This window comes from Devosia sp. 63-57, assembly GCF_001899045.1.
Taxonomy (GTDB): Bacteria; Pseudomonadota; Alphaproteobacteria; order Rhizobiales; family Devosiaceae; genus Devosia; species Devosia equisanguinis.
Window position 1 is genome coordinate 1,670,607 of the sequence record NZ_MKUY01000005.1, and the last position, 12,804, is coordinate 1,683,410.

Sequence of the window (12,804 nt, forward strand, 5' to 3'; positions counted from 1 at the left end):
CCGACAATGACCAATTGGACCCCCAGTTCCTGGCGCGAGAAGCCGATCAAGCAGGTTCCGGCCTATCCGGATCCGGCGGCTCTTGTCGAAGCCGAACGCCAGTTGGGCTCCTTCCCGCCGCTGGTCTTTGCCGGTGAAGCCCGCGAACTCAAGTCGCGCCTGGCCGCGGTGTCGCGTGGCGAGGCCTTCCTGCTGCAGGGCGGCGACTGCGCCGAGAGCTTTGCCGAGCACGGGGCCGATCACATTCGCGACTTCTTCCGCGTCTTCCTGCAGATGGCGGTGGTGCTGACCCATGGCGCCTCCAAGCCGGTGGTCAAGGTCGGCCGCGTTGCCGGTCAGTTCGCCAAGCCGCGCTCCGCCGACACCGAAGTCATTGATGGCGTCGAGCTGCCCAGCTATCGCGGCGATATCATCAATGCCATCGACTTCAACGAAGCCTCCCGGGTGCCCGACCCGGATCGCATGCTGCAGGCCTATCGCCAGTCTGCCGCCACGCTCAACCTCCTGCGCGCCTTCTCCATGGGCGGCTATGCCGAGTTGACCCGCATCCATGAATGGACCATGGGCTTCATGAAGGGCTCCAATTGGAGCACCCGTTTCGAGGAAGTTGCCCGTAAGATCGACGACGCCATCACCTTCATGTCGGCTCTGGGCCTCAACCCCGAAAATACCCCGGCGCTGAAGCAGACCAGCTTCTACACCAGCCACGAAGCGCTGCTGCTTGGCTATGAGGAAGCGCTGACCCGCCGCGACTCCATTTCCAACAATTGGTACGCCACCTCCGGCCATATGCTCTGGATCGGCGACCGCACCCGCAATCCCGATGAAGCGCATGTCGAATACTTTGCCGGCATTCACAACCCCATCGGCATCAAGTGCGGCCCCAGCCTCGCCAATGACGACCTTCTGCGCCTGCTCGATCGGTTGAACCCGACCGATGAAGCGGGCCGCATCACGCTGATTTCGCGCTTCGGAGCCGACAAGGTACATGAGCACCTGCCGCGCCTGGTGGAAACCGTTCAGCGTGCCGGTCGTACCGTCGTCTGGTGCTGCGATCCGATGCATGGCAACACCATCAAGGCGTCCACCGGCTACAAGACCCGCCCCTTCGATCGCGTACTCTCGGAAGTCCGCAATTTCTTTGAAGTGCACCGCGAAATGGGCACCTATGCCGGCGGCGTGCATATCGAGATGACCGGCGATGACGTGACCGAATGCGTTGGCGGCGTATCTGCCGTCACGGAGACCACGCTGGCAGACCGCTACAACACCTATTGCGACCCGCGCCTCAATGCGAGCCAGGCGCTGGAACTGGCATTCCTGGTCGCCGAGGAAGTTCATGCGCAGAAGCCGCCTCGCCAACAGCGTCTTGCCGGAGAATAATTCTCACCGCGCTGTGAACTCATCTCATCGGCCGCGCGTTGTTATCATTGGCGAGCGGCCTTTTTTCGCGATCGGGCATTGCCATCACGTCTCTACGGACCGCTTGAGTAGGCAATGCCAAGATCTTTGTTCCCCCACGCATCCGCTGACCGCCGTGAGACGCTCGAACAAGATCCCACGATAAAGCTCTTCAATACCCATGATTGGACCGGTAATCCCCTCGGTCCCATTCCCGAATGGCCCGATACCCTAAAAGGAGCCGTTCGCCTCATGGTCGCCGCATCCACGCCCATGGCGATGATGGTCGGCCCCCAGGGCATCCTGATTTACAACAATGGCTACGCCGATTTCGCTGGCAAGAAGCACCCCGATATTTTCGGCATGCCTGCGCTGGAGGCCTGGCCGGAGATTGCCGATTTCAACCGGCAGAACATCGAACGCGGGCTGCGCGGCGAGTCCTGGACGCTCAGCGGCCAGGAACTGCTGCTCAACCGCCACGGCGAGCTCGAATCCGCGTGGATGGATCTGCACTATAGCCCGATCATGGGCGATGACGGTCTCTCCATGGGTACGCTCTGCGTGGTCCACGAGACCACCGAGCGTGTGTTGGCCGAGCAGGCGCTGGCTCGCAGCGAAGAGCGTATGGCGCTGGCCATCAACGGCACCGATCTCGTCGGCACTTGGGATTGGGATGTGCTCAACGACAAGGTCACTGCAGACGACCAGTTCGCCGCGCTGTTCGACCTCGATTCCCTCCGTGCCGGCTTGGGCGTGCCGATCCAGGATTTTCTGCGCGCCATTCATCCTGACGACGTGCAGCGGGTCGGTGATGAGATCGCCCAGGCGTTGCGGGAAGGCTCGCCATACAAGTCCGAATACCGCCTTATGGGTAAGGATGGGGACGTCACGTGGGTCGTCGCTTCCGGCCGCCCCCGCGCCGACGCCGATGGCCGTGTGAACCGTTTCCCCGGCGTCGCCATTGACGTGACTGCCCAGCATCGCGTTGCCGAGGCCCTGCGCGAAAGCGAATTGCAGTTTCGTACCCTGGCCGACACCATGCCGCAAATGGTGTGGTCCACCCGTCCGGACGGGTTCCACGATTACTACAATGCGCGCTGGTACGAGTTCACCGGCATGCCGGATGGCTCCACCGATGGAGAGGGCTGGAACGGCATGTTCCATCCCGACGATCAGGATCGCGCCTGGGAGGCCTGGCGGCATTCGCTTGCGACGGGCGAGCCCTACCAGATAGAATATCGCTTGCGCCACCATAGCGGTGAGTATCGCTGGACCCTGGGCAGGGCATTGCCGATCCGTGACGAGAGCGGGCAGATCGTGCGTTGGATCGGTACCTGTACCGACATCCATGAGTCGCGGGTCGCCGCAGAAGAGCGGGAGCTCGTGGCCCAGGAGCTGAGCCACCGCATCAAGAACATCTTTGCCGTACTCAATGGCATTATCGGTCTTTCCGCGCGCAGCTACCCAGCTTCCAAGGATTTTGCCGACCAGCTCCGCCAACGCATCTATGCGCTGGGTGAAGCGCACGACTTTGTCCGCCCGCATAGTGCTTTATCCGCACCGACAGATGGGCAGGGCACGCTTGCCGCGCTCATCGCCCGGTTGATGCGCCCCTATAATGATGGTGCCGACCAGGCGCGCGTTGTCTTCCTAGGCGACGACATCCCCATCGATGACGCTGCCGCCACGCCCTTGGCGCTTCTGTTCCATGAATTGGCGACCAACGCCGCCAAATATGGCGGCCTGTCTGCGCCAGGTGGCAAAGTGGAGCTCACCGGCTCGCGTCTGCCCGACATGTACCGCCTGACCTGGCGGGAACTGGGGGGACCCGAGACTTCCGAGCCTGTGCAATTGTCCGGCTTTGGTTCACGCCTCGTCAGCCTGTCGGTGGAGGGGCAGATGCGCGGGCATCTGGAACGGGAATGGAATGCCGGCGGTCTGGTCGTCGCAGTACAAATTCCATACGAAGCGCTCAGCCGCTCAGACCGCCTCCGCCAGCGCATTCACGACTGATTTCGGGCCGCACCAATGCAGAATGCCGAAGCATCATTGCAGCGAAAGCTGCAACTGTGCCTCGGCTCACTCGGCAGAAAAGTATGGTAATTCAGGCGTAGGTGCCGTCGTTCCAGTCAAACAGCCGCATGCGCTGCGGTGGGTTCGCTTTCTTCCTCGCATGCTGGGCAACGGCGAAGTTCACCACATCATGCAGATCGCGATCCGTCGCCGGCTTGGGAAGCACGCCGAGCGTGCCCGGTACACCATCACCGAGCTGCGAGGGATTGGCGGTCATGAAAACCACCGTCACCCCATGCGTCTGCGCCAGGATGCGGCCAATAGTCATGCCCGTAGGGCCATCGCGCAAGTTGAGGTCGACCAGGGCCACATCCACATTGCCTGCGAGCGCCAGAGCCGATTTCTGATCGGCAGCAATCCCCACCGGAACGTGACCCATATCGGCGATCACGTCCTCGATTTCGGTTGCTACGATGATTTCGTCTTCGACGATAAGAATGCGGTAACTCATGGATACAAGGCTGGTTGGTTAAACTTTCAACTATCGACAGGAGTGCAACTCGCAATGCTGCCCAGGGGTTGCGCAGATGTGATCACCGTTTCGCGCATAACCCAATCATGCGCTGCGCTCGTTACCAAACCACCAACATTCTGGCCACCCGCTTAGTGGAACATTAACCCTAACCGATCATAAACGGTGTGGAAGATGGCCGTTTTGCAGGCGGGGGACATAGAAATGATGCGCAGCGTTTCGACCACTTTGCTAGTACTCTTGACCACGACCGCACCCGCCTGGGCCGCCGATTATCTCACCCCGGGCCCCGATCTGCGCCCGTCCTATCCCACGCAGTGGGAGATGGGCGAGGACAGTGGTCTGCATATCGAAGCCGGTGTCCGCTACTGGTACTCGTTTGGGGCGCAAAAACACCAGATCGGGCCGTACACACAGACCATGGATACCAAGACCCATGCCGGGGAAGTGTTCGTGCGCGTCGATGACCGGCCGACCCGTTCCTATCTCGAAGCCTCTGGCGCCTATGGCGTCGCCCATGAAGGCACCTACACCACCAATGGCGGGCCCGCCGTCAATCTGCCGGCCGCGCGCCTTGGCTATGGCGCTGCCGATTTTGGCTGGCTGCCTTTCGGCACTGACCAAGCCAGCTTCGGCTTCGTGACCGGCTATCACTACACTTATGATTCTCCCGACACCGGTCGCGCCAATTACACCACCGCGAAGAGTTCGAGCGACATCGCCTGGTCCAATGCCACCGGGCTCTGGAGTGTTGGTGCTGACAGCAAGACCAACGATTTCCACGTCCATGGCCTCAAGCTCGGTGTCGCCGGTCGCATCGATATGGGCATGTTCGACATCACCGGTGAAGCGGCTGCCACGCCCTATGCTTGGGTGAGCGGCACCGCTGGCTCCGCCCAGGTGGGCCCGAATGGCCCATTTGCTGGCGGGCCGTTCGGTGCCACCTCACTCCAGGCCTCGCCCGCTGCCATCAATGGCTTCGGATACGGCGCAAGCGGCAAACTCATGTTTGGCCTCAAGCCGACTGAGAACCTCGCCGTGCGTTTCGGCGGCCGCGCATCCTACCTCCAAGGTGCCTATGACGTGACCTGGGATCAGGCCACCATCACCCATCCGACCGCCAATCCAAGTGCGCCGCCGGCCTTCTCAGCGCCAACACTGGCTAAGCAGGGTATTATCAGCAACAACAACCCGTTCTCCATGCTGCGCTATGGCCTGTTGGTCGAGGTGAGCGGACGGTTCTAGGGCAGGGGTGACCTGCTGGGCGCTTGCCCTTGCCGGGTTCACCCGGTAAGTCTCGCGCGTCTATGGATCGTGTCCATACCCCGTCCCAGCATTAGGCCATCATCGCCGTGACCGACCAGCTTCGTATTGCGCTCGCCCAGCTCAACCCCAAGGTCGGCGATCTGCCGGGCAATCTGGCGCTGGCGCGGCAGGCACTAGCCGGTGCCCAGGCGGCCAAGGCCGATATTCTCATGCTCTCCGAGCTGTTCCTCACCGGTTATTTCCCGGACGATCTGCTGTTCAAGCCGCAATTCGTTGCCGATGCCATGGAGACGGCGCGGAGCCTCGTCGCCGATACCGCCGGCACCGATGTGGTGCTTATCCTGCCCACCATCTGGCAGGATAAGGGCAATCTCTACAATGCCGTCGTCGTCGGGGAGAATGGCGAGATCATCGCCACACGCTACAAGCGCGAACTGCCCAATACCGACGTGTTCTACGAAAAGCGCTATTTCGCTGCCGGTCCTCTGCCGCAGCCGGTCGAGATCAAGGGCGTGCCCGTGGGCATACCGATCTGCGAGGATATCTGGCACCGCCCGGTCTGCGAGCACCTGGCCATGCGCGGCGCCGAGATCATGCTCTGCCCCAATGGCTCGCCCTATTGGACCGACAAGCAGCATATCCGCAAGGACCTGGTACGGGCTCGCGTCGCCGAGGATGGCGTGCCACTGATCTATCTCAACCAGGTCGGTGGCCAGGACGAGCTCATCTATGACGGCGCATCCTTTGCCATTGAGCCGGGTGAAAAGCTCGTCATTCAAGGCAAGTCCTTCGAAAGCGATTTCATTGTTTCAGACTGGGCGCGCGGCGCCGATGGTTGGACCTGCACCAATGGCCGGGTCGACGACCTGACTTCGGTCAAGGAAGCGCCCTGGCGCGCCGCCGTCCTCGGTCTGCGCGACTATGTGCAGAAGAACGGCTTCCGCGATGTGGTTCTGGGGCTTTCCGGTGGTATCGACAGCGCCGTGGTCGCGGCCATGGCGGTGGACGCATTTGGGCCCGAAAAGGTCCACTGCATCATGCTGCCCTACCGCTACACCTCCGAGGACAGTCTCCGCGACGCCAAGGATTGTGCCTCGCGCTTGGGCGTCCGTTATGACATCGTCGCCATTGGCGTTCCCGTGGACGACGCCCTGCGTGAACTGCAGCCGATCTTTGGCAATCGCCCGCTCGACACCGCCGAGGAAAATATCCAGTCGCGCATGCGCGGCACCATTCTCATGGCTGTCTCCAACAAGCTCGGCTCCATGCTGCTGACCACCGGAAACAAGAGCGAGATGGGTGTCGGCTACGCCACCATCTATGGCGACATGAATGGCGGCTATAATCCGCTCAAGGACATGTTCAAGATGGAAGTCTATGCGCTGGCCGACTGGCGCAACAAGCATCTGCCCGGCGACTGCCTCGGCCCATCGGGCGAAGTCATTCCGCAGTCGATCATCGACAAGGCCCCCAGCGCCGAGCTGCGTCCCGACCAGACGGATCAGGACAGCCTGCCGCCTTATCCGGTGCTCGATGACATCCTGAGGTCCATCGTCGAGGACGAAATGTCCCTCGGTGAGGTGGTGGCGCGCGGCCATGATCCGGCCCTGGTCAAACGCATCGAGCGCCTGCTCAACATCGCAGAATACAAGCGCCGCCAGTCCGCGCCTGGCCCGAAACTGACCCCGCGCGCCTTCGGCCTCGGCCGCAAATATCCCATTACCAATGGCTATAAGGATTTCACTGTCGGATGAGTGTTATCGTACGCTGGGCGCCCTCGCCAACCGGCCGCATTCATCTGGGCAATGCCCGGCCTGCGCTGCTCAACTGGTTCTTCGCCCGTCGTCACGGCGGCAAATATGTGCTGCGCATGGACGATACCGATCTGGCGCGCTCCACCCGCGACTTTGCCGATGGCATCGAAGAAGACCTGGCTTGGCTTGGCGTCACCCCGGACTTCCTGGTCCGCCAGTCTGAGCGCACCGCCCTTTATGACGCTGCCCGCGACCGCCTGATCGCCGCTGGACGCCTCTATCCCTGCTACGAAACCGAGGAAGAGCTCGATCGCAAGCGGGCCCGCGCCCGCCTTCTCGGCAAGCCGCCGATCTATGACCGCGCCGCCCTGGCACTCACCGACGAAGATCGCGCGCGCCTTGAGGCCGAGGGGCGCAAGCCACATTGGCGCTTTAGGCTCGATGGCCGTCCGGTACAGTTCGCCGACCTCATCAAGGGCGCGCAGACCGTCAATACCGGCTCCATGTCCGACCCGGTGCTTATCCGCGCCGACGGTTCGTATCTCTATACGCTCCCCTCCGTCGTCGACGATATCGACCTGGGCATTACCCACGTCATCCGCGGCGAGGATCACGTCTCCAATACCGGCACGCAGATCGAGATCTTTGAGGCGCTGGGCGGAATGGTGCCGACCTTTGCCCACCATAACCTGCTGACTGACGCGCAGGGGCAGGGTTTCTCCAAGCGCCTTGGCTCTCAGTCCATCGCCGACTTCCGCGCCGAGGGCTATGAGCCGCTGGCCATCGCCATCATGGCGACGCTCACCGGCACGAGCCTTCCCATCGAGCCTTATGACGGCCTCGATGCCATTGCCGCAGTGCTCGATTTCTCGATGATTTCCCATGGCGCGGCGCGCTTCGACCCCGCCGAGCTCGACGGCCTCAACGCGCGTCTCCTCCATACCATGCCCTATGCCGCCGCCGCGCCGCGCCTTTCGGCCCTGGGGCTTGAAGGCGAAGCCATGTGGTTGCTGCTGCGCGAAAACCTGGCACGGTTTGTCGATATTGCCGAATGGGCCAAACTGCTTACCGGCCCGATCGAGCCGGTCGTGGCGCCCGAGGATGCTGAGTTCATTGCTCTCGCCAAGGCGCTGCTGCCACCCGAGCCCTGGGACGACACCACTTGGGGCCACTGGACCAATGCGCTGAAAACAGCCACCGGGCGCAAGGGCAAGACCTTGTTCCTGCCGCTGCGCATGGCCCTGACGGGCCGCCATGATGGCCCTGAGCTTAAGTCCCTGCTCGTCCTGCTTGGGCGTAAGGCGTCTCTGGACCGACTACCCTGACCGCCTTGTCGCCGAAATGCACGATGCGCATGCTTGGCTCCACCGGCGCCTGAGCGCTGGTCGGCAGGGCGGCGACTTCGCCCGGTCCGGCCGGGCGGCGACGCGGGAAGGGCACCTCGATCATGGCCACGGTTTCCACCGGCGCGGCCGCAACCGCGGCCTGCACCGGCACCACGCCGCGCGGATCGCGCAGGGGCAGGGGGAAACTGACGCCATTGACCTCGATGATCGAGCGATTGCTGCCATCGGGCGCGGCCGCCAGCGTCACGGCGCCGCCGCTGGTCGGTTTCGCCCGGCAGCTCGCCTCGCGGTCAAAATTGTTGCGATAGGCAAAGGCCGTCGGCAGCGACGTATAGGGCGACCCCGACATATTGCGCATCTGCTCCGGCTCCTGGCCGGGATTGTCGTAATAGTAGAGATCGACCGCCGTGTTCGGACACATGGCCTGGCAGGTCTGGGCGTCCTGGCCGATGAAATCGGAAATGGTCGAATAGCTGATCGGCCAGAAATAGCCGTCCGTCAGCCGCACGCACACTGTGCGGATAGTGTTGTAGCCCTGATAGCCCCAATAGTCGCCGCCATCGATGAAATCGCCATTGGTGAAGTCACCCTCGGTGGTGCTGCCGAAGATGCGGTCGAAAATGCCTTGGCGTTCCTGGCTGAAATTCGCGCTCGAACCCTGGGTGGCGCAGCCGAAGCGCGCCATTTCCTGCAGGATCGCCTCGCGCTGCTGGGCGATGGCACCGGCAGTCTCAACCGATTTGGAGACATTGGCGAACTGGTCGCGCAGGCGCAGCACTTCGCGCGCGATCTGCTGGCACTGGCGCGTCAGCGTCCGCCCGGCCTTGGCATCGTCATTGCAACCCTCGCGGATATAGCGGCTTTCCGCGTTCTGCACATCACGCTGCAATTGTCGCGCCGCCTGGGAATTGCCGTCGAACTGGCGGAAATCCGAATTGCGGTCGAACTGCTGCAGGGCGTTAACGAGGCGATTGCACTGGCTGGATTGCGCATGGGCCATCTCTACGTCCAGCGCGAAAAAAATCATCGCCAGAAGCCCGAACACTATGGCGCGCACGCCGTTTCTGCTGATCGTCACCATGTCGTCCCGTTTGCGGCCGTCAACGTATTGCGGCCTGCCGCCCTTAAGACATCGCTAGGGCCATTGGCAACATTATAGCGTTGAGTCGGAGGCGCGATAGCGCGCCAGGGCAACACAACAGCGAGAGAACCGCCGCATGAAACTGGCAACCCTGCGCTCTTCCCGCCCCGATGGGCAATTGGTCGTGGTTTCGTCGGCGACCGATCGCTGCGTTTCGGCCGGCCGCATCGCACCCACGCTTCAAGCCGCCCTCGACGACTGGGACATGGCCGCTCCGGCGCTCGAACAGCTCGGTGCTCAGCTCGACGCCGGCGCCATAGCCGGTCAGCCCTTCGATCCTGCCGCCGCCCTGGCCCCGCTGCCGCGCGCCTTTCAGTGGATCGATGGCTCCGGCTATATGAGCCATCTCGAACGCGTCCGCTCGCTCAAGGGCAGCAAGGATGCAGAGCTGCAATCTGTCCGTCCGCTGCTCTATCAGGGCGGCTCCGATTCGCTCTCCGCGCCCACCGCGCCCATTCTGGTCACCGCCGACGATCTCGCGCTCGATTTCGAGGCCGAGGTCGCCGTTATCACCGGGCCGGTGCCCATGGGTGCAACACGCGAACAGGCCAGCGCCGCCATTCGCCTCATCACCATTTGCAACGACGTCTCGCTGCGCAAGCTGGTGGCCGATGACCTGCAGAACGGCTTCGGCTTCTTCCACTCCAAGCCGTCCACATCCTTCGCCCCTATCGTCATCAGCCCTGATAGCCTCGGCAGCTCCTGGCGCGACAATCGCCTGCATCTGCCGGTGCGTATCGAGGTCAATGGCGCTCTTTACGGTCAGCCCAATGCCGGTATCGGCGTGCATTTCGACTTTGCCGATCTGATCGTCGAAGCCTGCCGCACGAGAGCGCTTGGCGCCGGCACCATAGTCGGCGGCGGCACGGTGTCCAACGCCCATGATGAAACCCTGCCGATCAAGCGCGATAATATCGGCTTTGCCTGCATCGCCGAGGCCCGCACCGCCGAGAAGGCCAAATATGGCCGCGCCCGCACCCCCTTCCTCAAGCAAGGTGACCGGGTGAAAATCGGTGCCATTGGTGCCGGAGGCGAGGCGGTTTTCGGCTTCATCGATCAGCCGGTCACAGTGCTGCCGCGCTGAAGGATAACATTCCCGTGTATGCGTTGGGTGCTGTGTCCCGGCATGCAATGGTGCCTGTATGGGAAAGTGTTTTCCCTGTCCTGCCGAGAGGCAGCGACCGCGCCACGCGCTGAGTGGCCAGACCAATTCTCTTTCGCCTCCAAAGCGAATAGGGCGGCCTTCGGGTCGCCCTTTTTTGTTTTCACTTGCTTTCTTGTCCTCGCCCGGTCAATCTCCGGCTCCATGAAGACCAAGTGCACCATTACCTGCTGCATTATTAGCTGCTAACCCAAGCGTTGGCGGAGTGGTCTTCTACATCCCGATAGTCAAAACGGATAGAGGCTCCCCCGCCAGGGCACATTTATGTCTGGCCACAGGAAGCCTTTATGACCACGGCAAAGCCGCAGATCAGCCTCTACAATACGCTCACCCGCTCCAAGGCGCCCTTCGTGCCCATGGATGCGACCAATGTGCGCCTCTATGCCTGCGGCCCCACGGTTTACGACTTCGCCCATATCGGCAATGGCCGCGCTGCCATCGTCTTCGACCTGCTGTTCCGCGTCCTGCGCCACGTCTATGGACCCGAGCACGTCACCTATGTGCGCAACATCACCGACGTGGATGACAAGATCAACGCCCGCGCCCTGCGCGACCATCCCGACCTGCCGCTGAACGAGGCCATCCGCAAGGTTACTGAAACTACGGCTGCCCAATATCAGAAGGACGTCGCCGCGCTCGGCTGCCTCGAGCCTAGCGTGCAGCCGCGCGCCACCGAAAACATCGATGAGATGCAGGCCATGATCGGCACGCTGATCCAGCGCAGCCACGCCTATGCGGCCGGCGGCGAAGTGCTGTTCCGCACCCGCTCCATGCCCGATTATGGCCAGCTCTCGGGGCGCAACCTCGAAGACAACCTTGCCGGCGCCCGCATTGCGGTCGATGCCCACAAGGAAGACCCGGCCGATTTCGTGCTCTGGAAACTGTCCTCGCCCGAAGAACCCGGCTGGGACAGCCCCTGGGGCCGCGGCCGCCCCGGCTGGCATATCGAGTGCTCTGCCATGTCCGAGCGCTATCTCGGCAAGACCTTCGACATTCACGGCGGCGGGCTCGACCTCATCTTCCCGCACCACGAAAACGAAATCGCCCAGTCCCGTTGCGCTCATGGCTCCCACGCCATGGCCAATGTCTGGATGCATAACGGTTTCCTGATGGTGGAAGGCCAGAAGATGTCCAAATCCCTGGGCAACTTCTTCACCATCCACCAGCTGCTCGAAACCGAAGACTTCGGCGGTCGCAAATGGCCCGGCGAAGTCCTGCGCCTGGCCATGCTGATGACGAGCTACCGCGAGCCGATCGATTTTACGGTGAGGAGGCTGGAAGAGGCATTGACGCTGCTCGAACGCTGGGAACGTGCCGCGGGCGATGCCGAGCCAGCAGCCCAGCTTTCGAGTGATCTCGTCGAGCGCTTGGTCGACGATCTCGACACGCCCGCCGTGATCAACCGCATCCACACCCTGATCCTGGAAGAAGGCCGCGCCGCAGATGGTCTCGCCTTGGCCGCCCTCATGGGCATCACGGTAAAGCGTGATGTTGCTGTGGACGACACCGTCGCCACCCAGATCGCCGCCCGCCTCGCCGCCCTCAACGCCAAAGACTTCGCCGAAGCCGACCGCATCCGCAACGATCTTGCCGAGCAGGGCATCGCCTTGATGGACTACAAGGACGAAGCCGGTCAGCGCCAGACCAAGTGGGAGGTTAAGCGGTAGATGTCTGCGCAAGCGGATAAAACCCCTCACCCGTCTCGGCCCTTGGCCGATCCACCCTCTCCCACAAGGGGAGAGGGGACCACCGCGCACAGACCGGCCACCGCGCGCCCTTCTCCCCTCGTGGGAGAAGGTGCCCAAAGGGCGGATGAGGGGGACCTTGCCAGCCAGTCCACCAGGCTTCGGAATTTCGCCCGTTCCATGCGCCGCAAGCCTACGGAGGCGGAGCAGGCGCTTTGGCTTCTTTTGCGTGATCGTCGTTTCTTGGGCTTCAAGTTCCGACGTCAGGTGCCTATCGGCCCATATGTCGCTGACTTCGTCTGCTATGCATCCAAGCTGGTCATTGAGGCCGATGGGTTGCAACACGCCGAGAGTGCCCGCGATTTGATACGAGATGCTGAGCTGTCTCGCCGTGGCTTTCGGCTGCTTCGCTTGTGGAACCACGACATTCTGGCCCGCCCGCAAGGGGTTGCGGAGCTTATCTGGTCTGAGCTGCAGGGCGGCAAGCCATGACAAACCGGCCTT

General features: G+C 62.4%; 10 protein-coding genes. 8 read left to right on the forward strand and 2 right to left on the reverse strand.

Annotated elements, in window-relative coordinates:
- The first annotated feature begins 6 nt into the window (after positions 1-6).
- The gene (locus BGO80_RS16290) at positions 7-1,383 is read left to right on the forward strand and encodes a class II 3-deoxy-7-phosphoheptulonate synthase (RefSeq protein ID WP_286722313.1); all 1,377 of its coding nucleotides are present in this window, start codon (positions 7-9) and stop codon (positions 1,381-1,383) included.
- Positions 1,384-1,653: 270 nt separating this feature from the next.
- Entirely contained in the window at positions 1,654-3,414 is a 1,761-nt protein-coding gene (locus BGO80_RS16295; RefSeq protein ID WP_286722315.1) for a PAS domain-containing HWE histidine kinase family protein, read from the forward strand.
- A gap of 91 nt (positions 3,415-3,505) precedes the next feature.
- Here BGO80_RS16295 and BGO80_RS16300 read toward each other — a convergent pair whose 3' ends face one another.
- Positions 3,506-3,925 carry a response regulator gene (locus tag BGO80_RS16300; protein ID WP_286722317.1) on the reverse strand — a complete coding sequence of 140 codons (420 nt, stop codon included), beginning with the start codon at positions 3,923-3,925 and terminating at the stop codon, positions 3,506-3,508.
- Positions 3,926-4,150: 225 nt separating this feature from the next.
- Here BGO80_RS16300 and BGO80_RS16305 point away from each other — a divergent pair, with 225 nt between their 5' ends.
- From BGO80_RS16305 to gltX, 3 genes are all read left to right on the forward strand, one after another.
- Entirely contained in the window at positions 4,151-5,191 is a 1,041-nt protein-coding gene (locus BGO80_RS16305) for a hypothetical protein (protein ID WP_126150749.1), read from the forward strand.
- A 98-nt stretch (positions 5,192-5,289) separates the two neighbouring features.
- Positions 5,290-6,966, forward strand: coding sequence for an NAD+ synthase (locus tag BGO80_RS16310; RefSeq protein ID WP_286723059.1), 1,677 nt, complete (start codon positions 5,290-5,292; stop codon positions 6,964-6,966).
- Positions 6,963-8,291: a glutamate--tRNA ligase gene (gene gltX, locus BGO80_RS16315; RefSeq protein ID WP_286722320.1), complete on the forward strand. Its 1,329-nt coding sequence runs from the start codon at positions 6,963-6,965 to the stop codon at positions 8,289-8,291. The genes BGO80_RS16310 and gltX overlap by 4 nt, the downstream gene beginning before the upstream one ends.
- On the opposite strand, the gene BGO80_RS16320 is transcribed toward gltX, so the two are convergent.
- A complete protein-coding gene (locus tag BGO80_RS16320; protein ID WP_286722322.1) occupies positions 8,236-9,390 on the reverse strand; it encodes a DUF2865 domain-containing protein in 1,155 nt (384 codons plus the stop codon). The genes gltX and BGO80_RS16320 overlap by 56 nt on opposite strands.
- A 139-nt stretch (positions 9,391-9,529) precedes the next feature.
- Here BGO80_RS16320 and BGO80_RS16325 point away from each other — a divergent pair, with 139 nt between their 5' ends.
- The 3 genes from BGO80_RS16325 to BGO80_RS16335 all read left to right on the forward strand — a co-directional run bounded on the left by BGO80_RS16325 (position 9,530) and on the right by BGO80_RS16335 (position 12,792).
- Positions 9,530-10,537, forward strand: a complete 1,008-nt coding sequence (locus BGO80_RS16325) for a fumarylacetoacetate hydrolase family protein (RefSeq protein ID WP_286722324.1) — start codon at positions 9,530-9,532, stop codon at positions 10,535-10,537.
- Positions 10,538-10,902: 365 nt separating this feature from the next.
- On the forward strand, positions 10,903-12,282 hold the full coding sequence (gene cysS / locus BGO80_RS16330) for a cysteine--tRNA ligase (RefSeq protein ID WP_286722326.1): 1,380 nt from the start codon (positions 10,903-10,905) through the stop codon (positions 12,280-12,282).
- A gap of 120 nt (positions 12,283-12,402) precedes the next feature.
- Positions 12,403-12,792: an endonuclease domain-containing protein gene (locus BGO80_RS16335; RefSeq protein ID WP_223214198.1), complete on the forward strand. Its 390-nt coding sequence runs from the start codon at positions 12,403-12,405 to the stop codon at positions 12,790-12,792.
- Positions 12,793-12,804: the final 12 nt, after the last annotated feature.